This is a genomic window from Deinococcus multiflagellatus (assembly GCF_020166415.1).
GTDB classification, from domain to species: domain Bacteria; phylum Deinococcota; class Deinococci; order Deinococcales; family Deinococcaceae; genus Deinococcus; species Deinococcus multiflagellatus.
On the sequence record NZ_JAIQXV010000014.1, the window covers coordinates 114944 to 129193 of the forward strand.

The window sequence follows — 14250 nt, forward strand, 5'->3', positions numbered from 1 at the left end:
CGCATAGGCCAATCAGCCCAGTAACCACCCCTGCCCAAGTCCAGCCGCGTCTTTTTGCCATGTATGTCCTCCTGCGCCCAGGGTGCCAGGGCGGGCATGATCGCGGCATGAACAGCCGCCACAGCATCAAGACCGTAGGGGCTGACCGATACTCTGGGCTGCTGCTATATGGGCGTTGCGCCTGATCTGTGCCACGAGTTCGTGATGGTCTGCCTGTTCGAGCATATGAAGTGAGTCCTCAAAGGCGCTGAGGTCGCCTTGAATTTCACTAAGGTTGGTCAGAGTCTGTCCTAGATGCCGGATATTACCGGTGCCTCGAAGGTAGTGCAGAGCTTGGCGGTAGAGCTCTGCCGCCTCTTCTAAGCGACCTTGTAAATGACGCCGAACACCCAAGTTGCCCAGCGCCGAAGCGAGGCCAATCCGGTCACCAGAGAGAGTTAAAACCTCGACGGCTTCTTGCATTACACCGTCGGCTTGGTCCGGCTGCCCAGTATCCATCAGCATCTGCGCAAAGTTGACCAACGCCAAACCATGAACGCTGGGCAGGTCGCGGGTGGACTGAAGCACCTCTCTGAACGCAGCGTTGGGCTCGGCACCCAAGCGCACCCTTGCTCGCGCCACCATGACCAGTTCCGCGAGTTCCTGTTCTTCATCGCCTTGCAGCTGCCAGAAATCAGCGGAGAGCTGGCTTTGACGCCTCGCCTCCTCCCATTGTTCGCGAACAAAGGCACCTTGTGCTTTCACACTCGCCGCGTGCGCCGCTTCCGGGCCACTGCCTTTAATCTGATCGGCCAGCGCCACCGCCTCATCCACCCGGCCCAGGCGCACCAGCGTGGTGGCGCGCACAGCCAACAAGTCTGGGCGGGCCTGGGTCTGTTCGGGTAGGGCCTCCAGGCGGGCATACGCGTCGTTGTAGCGCCCCACGCCAATCAGGGCCCAGGCATGGGGCACGGCCAGCGACGGCACGTCCCGCAGCGTGTCCAGCAGGGCGGCGGCCGGGCCGGGATACCCGCGCTTCAGGAGGGTCTGGGCCCGCAGGCAGGCGGCGCGGGCAGCCCGGACCTCGTCGTGGTCTTCCCACAGGTCGCGGGCCTGCTCGTAGTGGGGCCACGCGTCGGCTTCGGGCAGGGCGCGGGCCAGTTTCAGGTGCAGCAGGGCAGCGTGCACATGAATCTGGTGCAGATGCTCGCGGGTGGCGGCGGCGGCGTACACGCGCCCGGCCTCGTTCGTCAGGCCCTCGGTGGTCAGGAAAGACAGGGTGCGGGCAAAGTCGTCGGCGGTCTGGCCCAGGGCGGCGCGGGTAGCGCGCAGGTTGGGTTGGTCCTGCAGGGCCAGCAGCAAAAAGGCGTCGCGCGTGGCGGGGGGATAGGCACGCACGCGGGCCCCCAGGCGCAGGTCCAGGGGCTGGCCGCGCAGGGCCGCGCCCACCAGCACTGGGTGGCCGTCGGTCTGGCGGTACAGCGCGGGGTCGGGCAGCTCGCCTTCGGTCAGGGGGCCCAGGTGCAGGTGACGGTCCACATCAAAGGGCGGGTGGGCGCGGCCCGTGACCACAATCACGGCGCCGGGACGGGTGCGGGCCACCTGGGCCAGCACGGCGCGGGTGGCCTCGTCCACCTGTTCCCAGCCGTCCAGGGCCAGTTTCAGGTGGGGGTCGCGCAGGGGGGCCAGCGCCGCGTGGGCACTGGCGGGGGGAGCCGAGCACAGCGGGGCCAGCGTGCTGTAAGGCAGGTCGGCACGCCCCGGCAGCACCGTCCAGCCGCCGCTGCGGGCCAGGGCCTCCAGCAGCGCGGTCTTGCCCATGCCCGCGTGCCCGCTGACCCAGGCCAGCTGCCCCGGGGCCAGCGCCCCCAGCGCCGCCAGTTCGGCTTCCCGGCCCACGAAGGGCGCGGCGTCCAGCTGCGGCGCGGCGTCCAGGTCCAGGCCCAGGGTGCGGGCGTCGCGCTCCACCTGGGTCGCCAGCGGGTGCCCGGCCAGGGTCAGGTAGTGGTGCAGCCGGGGCAGGTCCAGTTCGTCGGGGGGTGGGGCGCCGGGAAGACCCAGGGCGCGGGCCGCGTACTCGCCTGCCCCCTCGCGCTGGCCCCGGGCCGCCGCCTGCGACGCCAGGGTCAGCAGCGCGGCGCGCGCTTCCAGGGCCAGGGCCTCGCGGGTGTCGTACACCCACTCTTCCAGGTCGTTGCCCAGGGGAATGCCCAGCCCGTCCAGAAAGGCGCCGCTGTACAGGGCCGCCGCCTCGCCCGCGCGCCCCCGGCGGGCAGCCTCGCGCAGCAGGGCGGCGTCGCAGGGCATTCCGGCGGCCACGCGGGGGCCGTCTTCGGCCAGGGCGCCGGGCAGCCCCCGCAGATGCACCAGGTGCTGCGCCAGGGAATTCATGGGGTTGGCGGCCTCGGGCCAGAACAGTTCGGCCAGTCGGCGCCGGGGCTGCGGGCCTTCCAGGCACAGGTAGGCCAGCAGCAGCAGCACTTTTTCCCGCCGGAAGGTCACGCCTTCCACGGACAGGCCCCCCAGTGTCCGCAGGGTCATACCGGCATTGTCTGTGATTTGTGGGCGGCGCCACAAGGGGCGCGGCCAGAAGCGCGGCCTGGGTATGCTCAGCGCCATGCTGAGTTTCCCCCACGATATTTCCCGCCGCCTGACCCCCGGGCACCCCAACTGGCCCGGCGACGCGCCCTTTGAGGTGAGGCCAGGGGCGCGCATGGCGGGCGGCGACAGCGTGAACACGGGCGTGCTGCACACCAGCACCCACACCGGCACCCATGTGGACGCGCCCTGGCACTACGACGACGCCGGCGAGCGGCTGGGCGAGGTGCCCCTGTCGGTGTACCTGGGCCGCTGCCGGGTGCTGACGGTGGGCGGCCCGGTGGTGGAGGCAGGGGTGCTGGACGCGCTGCCGGCGCCGCTGCCGCCCCGATTGCTGCTGCACACCGGCCAGCCTGCCCACTGGGCGGTGTTCCCCGAGAATTTCGTGGCCCTGTCACCCGCCTTCGTGCAGGAAGCCGCCCGGCGCGGCGTGCGCCTGCTGGGCACCGATGCCCCCAGCGTAGACCCGCTGACCAGCAAGACGCTGGACGCCCACCATACCTGCCGCGCAGCCGGCGTGTTCATTCTGGAGGGCCTGACCCTGGGCGGCGTGCCCGACGGCGAGTACGACCTCGTGTGCCTGCCGCTGCCGCTGACCGACACTGACGGCGCCCCGGCCCGCGCGGTGCTGCTGCCGGCCGGCAGCGTACCCGACGCGCTGAGAGTGGAACAAAACAGCTAAGGGAACGCAGGGTCGGCCCAACAGCGGCGCCAAGAAGCCCAGGGCGGTGCGGACTGCCCTCCTGGCGAGCCCCGGAGCCGCTTTGGGGTGTGCCCTCAGCGGGGCAGGGGGAGAAAGCCGAAGGTCTCCCCCACCACGGCGGGCGCGCGCTTGGGGCGCCCGGTGCCCGGGTCCACCCACACCCACTCGGTCTGGCATTCGGCCAGCCGCACACCGCCTTCCGGGTCGCCGGGGTTCATGCGGTCCAGGGCGTAGGCGCGCACGCTGCGCACCCCGGCGTGCAGGGTCAGGGCGGTGCGCACCCGCACCCGGTCGCCCAGCAGCGCCGGGCGGTGGTACTCGATGACATGCTGCCGGGCCACCGGCACCGCGCCCAGGGCCATCAGGGCCGCCGTGCCCATGCCCAGGCGGCTGGCATGCTCGCGCGCCACGGTTTCGCACCACGTCAGATACACGGTGTTGTTCACGTGGTTCAGGTCGTCCAGATCCTCCGGGCCCACGGTCAGCGTGTGTTCAAACCGGCGGGCGCCGGGCAGGCCCTCCCACAGCACGTCCGCATCGGGAATGCGGAGCTTCAAGCCTTGCCCTGCGCCAGTTCGTTCACGGCGCGCGCCGCGTCCAGGTCCAGCTGGGTCACGCCGCCCGCGTCGTGGGTAAAGAAATTGACGCGCACGTAGTGGTAATGCACATGAATGTCCGGGTGGTGGCCGCGCGCCTCGGCTTGCTCGGCCACCTGCAGGGCAAAGCGCATGCCCGCCATGAAATTGGGAAAGGCAAAGTCGCGGTACAGCTTGCCGGCGTCGCCCCACCAGCCCTCGGGCTTGAGGTCCATCACGTCGCCGTCGGTGAGCTTGCGGTTGGGGTCGTAGTTCATGCGCGGGTCGTACGGCATACCCGGCATGGTAGGGGGCCGCGGGCGGCAGGAGGCGGGAGGCGGGACGCGGTGCAGGCCCCCGGGCGCCCGCCAGGAGTGGCCCACGCCCGCAGACGACTGGTCAGTTCACATTTGCATGAACTTTTCTTCATGTACAATCAGGGGAACATCAGCTTCAGGAGAGTTTGGTCATGACTGCACTGCTGCGCCGTCTGTTCGCCCGTCGTCTTCCCCGCCCCGTTCCGGCCCCCCGTCCCCGGGCCATCACGGAGCTGGAATTGCTGCGCGCCCTGGGCTGCGACGAATAAAGACCCCCTGCACCTTCCGGCCCCCGCCAAGGCGTTCGCCCTTGGCGGGGCTGTTTCTGTGGTGAGGGCTGGGGTCAGCGCCTTTTTTCGGCCAGAGCCCTTAGCCCTGCGCAGCCAATCGTCGCCAGAGTCCTTTCGTGGCCCTGTCCCGGCGCTATCCTGCCCCCAATGCGGGCACAGAACGTCCTCAAGGGAACCGGCTCGGGGGCGCTGCCGCCCATGCTGGAGCAATACGTGCGCATGCGCGACGAGGTGGCCGCGCAGCTGCCCCACGCGCTGCTGCTGTTTCAGGTGGGCGACTTTTACGAGACCTTCGGTGAGGACGCCGAGCGCGCCGCGCGGCTGCTGGGCCTCGCGCTGACGCACAAGAGCAGCAAGGATTTCTCTACGCCGATGGCCGGCATTCCGCTGCGGGCGCTGGACAGCCATGTGGAGCGGCTGCTCTCGGCCGGGGTGTGCGTGGCGGTGGCCGACCAATTTGAAGAGCCCGGCTCGGGGCTCATGGAGCGCAAGGTCACGCAGTTGCTGACCCCCGGCACCGTCACCGAGGAGCGGCACCTCAGCGCCGACGAGAACTATCTGGCGGCGGTGGCCACCGGCGACGGCTACGCGCTGGCCCTGCTGGACGTCTCGACGGGCGAATTTCGCTGCGCGGCCTTTCACACCCGGCTGGCGCTGTACGACGAACTCTCGCGCTGCCGCGCCCGCGAGGTGCTGCTGGCCCCCGAACTGTCGGGCAACGCCGCGCTGCTCTCGGACTTTCAGCAGCGCTTTCCGGTGATGCTCTCGCCCGCCACCTTCGACGAGGCGCGGGGCCGCGAGGAACTGACCCTGACGCTGGGCGAGGTGCCCAGCAGCCTCAGTTCGGCGGCGCTGGTGCGCGCCTGCGGAGCGGTGCTGGGCTACGCGCGCATTACCCAGCAGGGGCAGCTGGACATGGTGCGGCGGGTGGTGCGCTTTGAGCCCGGCGCCCACATGCGCCTCAGTGACGCCGCGGTGCGCGCCCTGGAACTGTTTCAGGCGCATGTGCCGCAGGGCCGCACCCTGACGGACGTGCTGTGCCAGACGCGCACGGCGGGCGGGCGGCGGCGCCTGCGGGCGTGGCTGCGCGCGCCGCTGCTGGATGAACTGAGCATCCGCGCCCGCCTGGACAGCGTCGAAGCCCTGACCCGCGCGCCAGACCTGCGCGGCGCCGTGCGCGCCCTGCTGTACCGCGCCCACGATCTGGAGCGGCTGGCCGCCCGGGTCGCCACCCGGCGCGCCGCCCCGCGCGAGGTGGCGGCCCTGGCGCGCACCCTGGACCTGCTGCCCGAAGCGGCCACGCTGCTCGCTGGTCAGAGCGGGCTGCTGGCCGGCGTGCGCGAGCGCCTGGGCGCCCTGCCGGATGTGGTCACCCGCATTCGCGCCGCGCTGGTGGACGAACCGCCGCTGCGGCTGGGCGAGGGGGGCCTCATCCGCGACGGCTTTCACGCTGAACTGGATACCCTGCGCGCCGAGGCCCTGGGCCACCGCGCCTGGCTGGCGGAGCTGGAAACCAGCGAGCGCCTGCGCACCGGCATTGGCAACCTCAAAGTGGGCTTTACGGGGGTCTTCGGCTACTACCTGGAAGTGACCGGGCCGCATCTGAACAAGGTGCCCGCCGATTACCGCCAGATTGCCACCCTGAAAGACCGCGCCCGTTTTACCCGCCCCGACCTGCGCGAGCGCGAACGCGAGATTGCCCGCCTGGAAGCGGCGGCCGGCCGCCTGGAACTGGAGGTCTTTACCGAGTTGCGCGCCAGCCTGGCCGCCCACGCCGAGGCCCTCTCCGAAGCGGCGGGGGCCCTGAGCGAGCTGGACGTGCTCTCGGCGCTGGCCGAGGTGGCAGCCGAAGCCGGCTGGATTCGCCCCGAGACCACAGACGGCGAGCTGCGGCTGACCCAGGCGCGGCACCCAGTGGTGGAGCGCAGCCTGGGCGGGCGCTTTGTGCCCAACGATGTGGCGCTGGACGACCACGGGCGGCTGGTGCTGCTGACCGGCCCCAACATGGCGGGTAAAAGCACCTACCTGCGCACGGCGGCCCTGTGCGCGCTGCTGCACCAGATCGGCTCGTTCGTGCCCGCCGACGCGGCGGCCCTGCCGGTCTACGACGCCATTCACACCCGCATTGGCGCCAGCGACGATCTGGCGGGGGGCCGCTCTACGTTCATGGTCGAGATGAGCGAACTGGCCGCCATTCTGCACGGCGCCACCGGACGCAGCCTGGTGATTCTGGATGAAATCGGGCGCGGCACCAGCACCTTAGACGGCCTGGCGATTGCCCAGGCGGCGCTGGAACACCTGCACGGAGCGGGCGCACACACCCTGTTTGCCACCCACTATTTCGAGTTGACCCGGTTAGAAGGCGAGTTGCCCGGCCTGCGCAACCTGCATGTGGCCGCCGAGGAAGACGCGGCGGGCAGCGGCGGCCTCACCTTTTACCACCAGGTGGTGCCCGGCGCCGCCCGGCAGAGCTACGGCGTGGAGGTGGCCCGCCTCGCCGGCCTGCCGGGGCCGGTGACGGCGCGCGCCGCCAAGCTGCTGGCCGCCCTGAGCACCCAGGGCGACGACCAGCGCCTGATCCGCGAACTGGCCGCCCTGGACCTGGGCCGCCTGACGCCCCTGCAGGCCCTGGAACTGCTGCACCGCTGGCAGCGGGAGGCGCGGGGCGTGGAAACGGTGGGTGGGGGGTAGGGGAAGAGGGTCGAGGAGTCTAAGGGTCGAGAGGTCGAGCACTTCAGCAATGGTGCGGACAGTTTCAGCATTTCACAGAGGAAAGCCTGACAAACACACTGGTTTTCCCCTCCCCCCTCGTGGGGGAGGTCGGGAGGGGGGGCAGCGAGTCGAGCGGCCCAGACGACGTTTCTTCCATGGGCCACTTGCCACGCTTGAAAACTGCCCGAACCATTGATTCAGACGGATTCCGGATCATTCGTGATTGCCCCGCGCTTCGCTTCGGCGCTTCCACGCCTCTCCGTCACCATTTTTCTGTCTCTGCTACGCCACTGTGCGAGCCCCTCTGGTCGGGTTCATCAGGTGTGGAAAAACGGATGAACCGGAAGCCTGATCAGACTTCTCGACGCCTCGACCTCTGCCCTCCAGACTTCTCTATTCCACCCGCTGCCGCGCGCTGGCACTTTCCCGGTAGCTCAGGTCGCCCGTCACACGCATGGCCAGGGCTTCCAGGGCGGCCTGCCGGGCCTGGGCGTCGGTGCGCGCCAGCACCGCCTGAAGGTCCTGTGCGGCGGCGGGCTCGCGCTGCCAAAGCTCGGACAACCAGCGCTGCGGCTTGACCTCCCACCAGCCCCGGGCGCGGAACAGGGCGGGCAGGAGCCCATGCACGCACAGCCCAGCCATCAGGCCGTGCAGGGGGTCATCGGTCTCGGCCAGGGCGCGGGCGTCCACCACCGCGTCAATCAGCCCGAACCGTGCTTGCTCGCTAAGGGGCCGGGGCGCCGGACCAGCCGCCTGCAGGGCGCGGGCCTCGGCCATCAGGGCGTCCAGGTCGGGGTGGGGCCAGACAGGGCGGCCCTCGGCGTACATGGCGATGGTGGCGGCGTCGCCGACCGCGAACATGGCGCGGACCTTGCGCACCGGGTTGTGAAACACCTCCACGGGCACCCCGTCCACCAGCCAGTTCTCGCGCCAGCGCTCGTCGCCGTCCACCAGCACATGAACGTCCAGGTCGCTGTGGGCGTTCGCCTCGCCCCGCGCGGCGCTGCCACACCACAGCGCAGCGTGGGCGCCCGGGGTGGCCCGGATGCGTTCCAGCACGGCGGGCAGAGCGGCTTCCAGGCGGGCTTGCGCGGCATCTGGCATGCCGGAGGGTAGCAGGGAGCCAGGCAGCGGGCCTCAGCCCTCTGGCCTAGACTTCGGCCACCCCGGCGGGGCGGTCCTGGGCCCATTCCAACCACAGCCCCTGCCCGGCCAGCCACGCCTGCAAGTCGTACCGGGCGCGCGCCAGCCCGGACAGGGTGCGGTGGGCCATCGCCACGGCGTGGTGCATCTCGGGTTCCGTCAGGTAGCCAGCGGCGCGGGCGGCCAGCAGCTCATCGGTGTCCACGATCTCGGCCATCAGCCCGTCGTGGACCAGCAGGTCCAGGTACAGGTCGCGCACCACCCACACCGCCCCCTCCTGCCAGATGTCGGCCACATCCAGGTGGTAATCGTGTTCGCGCTCGCCGTGAAAATCGTAGCGGCAGACCACCAGATTCAACGCCGGCAGCAGGTGCGCCTGCCAGTGGCGCACCCGGGGATGGCCCACAAAGGGCCGCGAGACATACAGGCCCCCTGCCGTCTCACGGTAAGTCTGCACCGCGCGCACGCCGGTATTCGTGTGGTGGCGCAGGGCCGGCACGTCGTGCCGCTCCACCTTGACGGGATGGGCTGCCGGGGGCGCCAGGGTCACCATGCTCCAGCGTACCGGGCCCAGCCGCCGGGTGAGATGAGGCGCGCCCCCAGCCCCGTGAGGCCGCCGAAGCTGACTGGCAGGTCAGATCAGGACCAAGCGACTCTGAGGTGGCCTTGAGCGTTGCTTTAGAAAAGGCCCTGGGCTTTGATCCATGGGCCATGAGCGCCCGTCGCCTTTGTGCCCATGGCTCATGGCCCAGAGCCCGTGGCCCCTACACCACTGGCAGGGCGTCCAGCAGCCCGAAGTCGTGCGGCACAAACAGGCTGCCTTCGGTGACGCCCTGGTCGGTCTGGGCATTTAAGGCCGTCTCCAGCTGGGCCGCGCTCACCTCGCCGCGCAGGAAGGCGCGGTGGGCGGCGATCACCTCGCGGACCTGCTCGGGCGTTTCGTGAACGAATTCCAGGCGCAGGTCGCGGATACCCGCCGCCTGCCACGCCCCCAGGTGCGCGGCGGCCACCTGCGGGCGGCCTTCGAAGACGGTGTTGCGGCAGCCCACATCGGCCATGACCGGGTGCACGCGGCCCCGTTCGTCGCGCAGGGCCACGCGGTGGGACTCGCAGGGGTGGCCGCAGTTCGTGTAGTCGGTGCCGTCGCTGAGGAAGCGGCAGAACACGCAGTGCTCGGTGTGAAAGACCGGCAGGTGCCCGTAGGCCACCGGCTCCAGCGCCGCGCCGCCCACCAGCGCGGCCAGTTCGGTGATCTGCTGCGCGTTCAGGTCGTAGGTGGGGGTCAGGCGGGTCAGGCCCAGGTCCAGCAGGGCGCGGGTGGTGAGCACGTTGGCGGCATTCAGGCTGAAGTCGCCGGTCAGTTCGGCACCGCCGCTCTGGCCCTGGAGGCCCTCCAGCAGGCCCCCCGACCGCACCAGAAGGCCCGCGTCCAGCGACAGCAGGAACTTCTGCAGGTTCTGCTCGGTGGGCTTGAGGATGCGTGGGCTGGCCACCCGCACCGGTATCCCGGCGGCCTTCACGCGCTCCACGCTGGGCTTCAGGCCGTACAGTTCCAGGTAATCGAGGGTGATGGAATCCGGGCGGGCCTCTAAGGCGGCGTCCAGCTGTTCAGGCGTGCGCACCAGGACATGCAGGCGCGTGGCCCCGGGGGCGGCCACGGCGGGCGGGCCCAGGCGGCGCAGGGTGTCGTCCAGCTGGGGGGCGGCAGTCCGCGCCGTCCCCTGCTCGCGCAGGGCGGTCAGGGCAGCGGCAGCCTCGCGGCGCAGGCTGTTCAGGGCACTGACGGGCAGGAAACCCGCCCCCTGTAGCTCCACCGTCAGCGTGCGCAGGTGGTAGGGCGTGCCGCCCAGCTTGCCCAGCTGCTCGCGCAGGGCCGCCTCGTCCAGCGCGCGGTTGCGGGCCGGGGACAGCGGCTCGGGGAGGGTGACGGTGACCGTACGCCCCGCCTCATCGGTCAGGGTCAGGGCGGGCACCTCGCCCACATGGCCCACAAACTGGGCGTCCACGGGCCGGGTGTGCACCGGGTCGGCGGCGTCCACCAGGGGCCGCACCCGCGCCGCCAGCGTGGGGTCCTGGGTGCGCCACACCGGGTCGCCTTCGCGCACGCGGGCGGGATCCACCGCGCCGCGCCCGAAGCGGAGTTCGTGGATGGTGGAGGGTTGAGGGTTGATAGTAGGGCGGTTCTGCCCTCTGTGTCCCTCCACCGGGTTCACCTGATAGACGAAGCCGCCTTCCTCGCGGCCTTCGGGGGTGCGCCAGTTGGCAGGGTCGAACACGAGGCCGTCGCCGGGCTTTACCGTTTCGGTCAGCTCGACCAGCACGCCACGTTCGGTCACGCCGCGCACGGTGCCCACGCGCACGCCCCGGTGACGGGGGGCGCGGCCCCGCACCACGGTCTGGTGGTTGGTGCCCGCCATGAAGTGCGGCCCCAGGCCCCGCGAGTACACCTGCTCCAGATCGCGCTCCTCCTGCGGGGTCACGCTGAGGGGGAGCCCCGCCCAGGCTTCATCCACGGCCTTGCGGTAGGCGGCGGTGGTGAGGGCCACGAACTCGGCGTCCTTGTAGCGCCCCTCAATCTTCAGGCAGTCCACGCCAATACGCACCAGTTCCGGCACCTGGTGCAGGGCGTACAGGTCGCCGGGCGACAGCAGGTAGCGGGCGTCGCCCAGATCCCGCTCCAGACCGTCTACCAGCAGGTCGTACGGCAGGCGGCAGGCCTGGGCACACTGCCCCCGGTTGGCGCTGCGCCCGCCCCAGGCTTCGCTGGAAAAGCACTGGCCGCTGTAACTCACGCACAGGGCGCCGTGCACGAAGGTTTCCAGCTCTACGTCGGTGGCCCTGGCGATGCGTTCAATATCGCGCAGGCTCAACTCGCGGCCCAGCACCACGCGGCTGGCCCCAAAACGCCGCGCCAGTTCAGCGCCTTCGGCGGAGGTGATGCTCATCTGCGTGGAGCCGTGAATGGGCAGGTCCGGGCAGATCTCGTGCGCCAGCCGGGCCACGCCGTGGTCCTGCACGATCAGGGCGTCCACGCCGGCCTCGGCCAGGGCGATCAGCTGGCGCTCGGCCTGCCGCAACTCGCGGTCAAAGACGAGCACGTTAAAGGTGACAAAGCCCATCACGCCGCGCGCGTGCAGCCCCCGCATGATCTCGGGCAGCGCTTCAAGGTCAAAGCCCACCTTGGCGCGGGCGTGAAAGCCGGCCCCATCGGCGCGGCCCTCGCCCCGGGCGGGGTTCACCCCGAAAAACACGGCGTCGGCGCCGGCCTCCACAGCGGCGCGCAGCTGCGCCTGTCCCCCCACGGGGCTCATGACTTCGGGCTTGGTGCGGGCACGCGGCATAGCGGGTCAGTGTACCGAATGAAGGTTCGGCAAAGGGTGACGCAGGGTGCAGGAACTCAGGGAGAAAACTCGAAAGTCACGTGGCAGCTTCGCTGACCAACCGTGCAGATATCGGGTACGCTGCGAGACGTGAGCGCGCCCGAATTCACCCGCCGGGTTCAGAAACGATCAGAAACCCGCGCCGTTCTGCCTGCGCCGGCTTCAGAGACCACGAGTGGTGTATTCCAAGCACAACAGGCGATTCAACGGCATACGCTGCGTCCTGTGACCGCCCAGCGGCAGGCTGTCCAGGTTCCTCTACGCGCGGCCACGCTGGACCGCCAGGAAGTCGAGCGCGTGCAGATACAGCGCCAAGCGGTGGCGGAGCAGTTGAGTGCACTGCTGCAAGTCCAAGGTGCGCCGGTTCAGCGTGAAGTCCATCCCGTTTCCACGAAGCCACAGACAGCGAGTGATTGGGTGACGGTGATGCGCCACCAGGCCGAGCAGGTTGAGGGCAAAGCGCTAGACAGCCGGCAATATGCCCAGTTCACGGCACTCCAACGACAGGTAGCGCAGACCTTGGCTCAGGGCTTTCGGTCTGATCGAGGCCCAGTCCAAGCTCGGTATGACACGTACGGCGAACACTTAGCGACGCTCCAGCGCCACGAGATCAGCGCCCCAGTGAGCCGGGTGGTGCTGGGAATGGTGCCCGCAGGCGAACGGCTGGCCTTGCAACGCGCCGTGGATGCCGCCGTGCAGCGGTACGAAAGCGAAGCGCAGCAAGCGGCAACCTGGGCACAGCGGCAGAGCCTGCAACGACAACTGGCGGAACTGGATGCGGAAGCCACACAGCCTGTCCTGCAACGGATTCAGGAGAGACGGGGGGCCGGCAATCCGTTGCCTGAGGCGATTCAGCGGCATTTGGAGCAGGGGCTGAACCACGACCTGAGCAAGGTGCGCGTTCACGACGATGCGGAAGCGGACCAACTGGCCAAGGGCGTGAATGCCATTGCCTTCACGACCGGGACAGACATTTTCTTCCAATCTGGGCGGTTCAACCCGAACTCCCAGTCTGGCCTTGAACTGCTGGCCCACGAGGTCACCCATACAGTGCAGCAGGCTCAAGGGCGTGTCGGTCCGGGTGTGGACCCCGATGCCGGTCTAGAAGCCGAAGCCCGGACGATGGGGACCAAACTCGCCCAGGTGATGCCCAGTGCCAAGGGCCTGCTGCCCCCCAATCCCCACGCGCCCGGCGTGTACAGCAAAGCCGCCGCCCTCCAACGCGTCCAGGACGGCGCCGTTCAACAGGTGGCACTCAAGCCGCTGTACGACCTCTACCCACAGACGGTGCAGCGCCTGGGCAATCCGTTCAGCTGGGCTGCGGACCAGGTCAAGGCGGGCGCGCAGGCCCTGGCGGACCAGGGCAAGGCCATGATCGCGGGGGCCCTCACCGCCCTGCCAGGCTACCGCGAATTGTGCCTGGCCTTTGGCAAAGACCTGGTGACAGGCAAAACGATGGCGGGCAACCCCAGCGCGATTCTGGATGCCCTGGCGGGGTGGGTGCCCGGCCCCCTGAAAGACATCCTCAAGGCAGTGAAAGAAACGAATGCCATTCCCAAAGCCTGGGCGTGGTTCAGCGCAGAACTGCGCAAACTGGACCTGGGTGGGGCGCTGGGCGAGATCGGGCAGGCCATCGGCAAGGCTGACCTGGGGGCGGCGAAGAATGCAGTGACCCGGCGCATCAGTGGCCTCAAAAACCTGATCGTGGGCAGTGCCCGCAAGATTGCCGATATTGGCTTGACTGCGCTGGCCGCTGGCCTCGGCCCTGTGGGTCAGCAGGTCGTCGCCAAGCTGCGTGGGTCTGGCGACGTCATCATTCAAGTTCTGAAGAACCCGGGCAAATTTGCCCAGAATCTGGTGCAGGCGGTCAAGGGCGGTTTCAAGACCTTCAGCGCCAACGCGCCCAGACACCTTCAGAACGGACTGGGTCAGTGGCTGACAGGCAGCACGGGGATTGCCTTTCCAGTGAAGTTTGATCTCCAGGGCGTGTTCCTGACGGCCCTGAGCGTAATGGGTCTGACCTATCAGGCCATGCGGGGCCGGCTGGTCAAAGCCCTGGGGCCTGGCGGTCAGGAAAAAGTCACCAAGGCAGAAGCGACCGTTCAGGTCCTTCAGACCATGAAAGGGGGCCTGCACAAGGCGGAAGAGGTGAACGCCCAGAAGGGGGACGTCGGCCAGGAGATCACCAGTGGAATCAAGGGCGAAGTCACCAAAAGTTTGGTGCTGGCGGGCGTGCAGAAGCTGGTGACCATGCTGATTCCAGGTGGCGGCTTTATCAACGCCATTATTGGGGCCTTCCAGACGGTGCAGACGGTGGTGCAGCAGGCCGCACAGATCGGCGCGGTGATCACGAATGCGCTGGGGAGCATCAGTGCCATTGCCGCAGGCAATATCAGTGGCGCCGTTGGCTTTATCGACCGTGCGCTGGGCGGCGCGATTCCAGTCGCCCTGGCCTGGCTCAGCAAGGTCGTGGGGTTGGGGAACTTTGGCGGCAAGGTGAGGGCCGTCATCAACAAGACCAGGGCAAAACTTGATCAGGTGCTCGATAAACTT

9 protein-coding genes are annotated in these 14250 nt (G+C 69.2%); 3 read left to right on the forward strand and 6 right to left on the reverse strand.

Translation table 11 applies throughout. From position 1 onward, the window contains the following. Window positions 1-126 precede the first annotated feature (126 nt). Window positions 127-2520, reverse strand: coding sequence for a tetratricopeptide repeat protein (locus tag K7W41_RS15850; RefSeq protein ID WP_224610411.1), 2394 nt, complete (start codon window positions 2518-2520; stop codon window positions 127-129). Between the two features lie 76 nt (window positions 2521-2596). Between K7W41_RS15850 and K7W41_RS15855 the strand changes: the two genes are divergently transcribed. Continuing rightward, window positions 2597-3259, forward strand: coding sequence for a cyclase family protein (locus K7W41_RS15855; RefSeq protein ID WP_224610412.1), 663 nt, complete (start codon window positions 2597-2599; stop codon window positions 3257-3259). Between the two features lie 95 nt (window positions 3260-3354). On the opposite strand, the gene K7W41_RS15860 is transcribed toward K7W41_RS15855, so the two are convergent. After that, complete coding sequence (locus K7W41_RS15860) at window positions 3355-3837, reverse strand: acyl-CoA thioesterase (RefSeq protein WP_224610414.1); 483 nt, start codon at window positions 3835-3837, stop codon at window positions 3355-3357. Beyond that, complete coding sequence (locus K7W41_RS15865; protein WP_224610419.1) at window positions 3834-4151, reverse strand: 4a-hydroxytetrahydrobiopterin dehydratase; 318 nt, start codon at window positions 4149-4151, stop codon at window positions 3834-3836. The genes K7W41_RS15860 and K7W41_RS15865 overlap by 4 nt, the downstream gene beginning before the upstream one ends. A 458-nt stretch (window positions 4152-4609) precedes the next feature. On the opposite strand from K7W41_RS15865, the gene mutS reads away from it, so the two are divergent. Next, entirely contained in the window at window positions 4610-7153 is a 2544-nt protein-coding gene (gene mutS / locus K7W41_RS15870) for a DNA mismatch repair protein MutS (protein WP_224610421.1), read from the forward strand. Between the two features lie 414 nt (window positions 7154-7567). On the opposite strand, the gene K7W41_RS15875 is transcribed toward mutS, so the two are convergent. The 3 genes from K7W41_RS15875 to K7W41_RS15885 all read right to left on the reverse strand — a co-directional run bounded on the left by K7W41_RS15875 (window position 7568) and on the right by K7W41_RS15885 (window position 11658). Next, window positions 7568-8278, reverse strand: a complete 711-nt coding sequence (locus tag K7W41_RS15875; RefSeq protein WP_224610422.1) for a nucleotidyltransferase domain-containing protein — start codon at window positions 8276-8278, stop codon at window positions 7568-7570. 46 nt (window positions 8279-8324) lie between these two features. Beyond that, window positions 8325-8870: a DUF402 domain-containing protein gene (locus tag K7W41_RS15880; RefSeq protein WP_224610424.1), complete on the reverse strand. Its 546-nt coding sequence runs from the start codon at window positions 8868-8870 to the stop codon at window positions 8325-8327. 211 nt (window positions 8871-9081) lie between these two features. Next, window positions 9082-11658 (reverse strand): U32 family peptidase, encoded by a 2577-nt coding sequence (locus K7W41_RS15885; RefSeq protein ID WP_224610426.1) that lies wholly within the window; start codon window positions 11656-11658, stop codon window positions 9082-9084. A 264-nt stretch (window positions 11659-11922) separates the two neighbouring features. On the opposite strand from K7W41_RS15885, the gene K7W41_RS15890 reads away from it, so the two are divergent. Beyond that, a partial coding sequence (locus K7W41_RS15890) for an eCIS core domain-containing protein (protein ID WP_224610429.1) occupies window positions 11923-14250 on the forward strand: 2328 nt, incomplete at its 3' end.

Bases quoted from the DNA above. Each gene is read 5' to 3' on its own strand.
- K7W41_RS15850 (WP_224610411.1), bottom strand. From the start codon at position 2,520: ATGACCCTGCGGACACTGGGGGGCCTGTCCGTGGAAGGCGTGACCTTC.
- K7W41_RS15855 (WP_224610412.1), top strand. From the start codon at position 2,597: ATGCTGAGTTTCCCCCACGATATTTCCCGCCGCCTGACCCCCGGGCAC.
- K7W41_RS15865 (WP_224610419.1), bottom strand. From the start codon at position 4,151: ATGCCGTACGACCCGCGCATGAACTACGACCCCAACCGCAAGCTCACC.
- mutS (WP_224610421.1), top strand. From the start codon at position 4,610: ATGCGGGCACAGAACGTCCTCAAGGGAACCGGCTCGGGGGCGCTGCCG.
- K7W41_RS15875 (WP_224610422.1), bottom strand. From the start codon at position 8,278: ATGCCAGATGCCGCGCAAGCCCGCCTGGAAGCCGCTCTGCCCGCCGTG.
- K7W41_RS15880 (WP_224610424.1), bottom strand. From the start codon at position 8,870: ATGGTGACCCTGGCGCCCCCGGCAGCCCATCCCGTCAAGGTGGAGCGG.
- K7W41_RS15885 (WP_224610426.1), bottom strand. From the start codon at position 11,658: ATGCCGCGTGCCCGCACCAAGCCCGAAGTCATGAGCCCCGTGGGGGGA.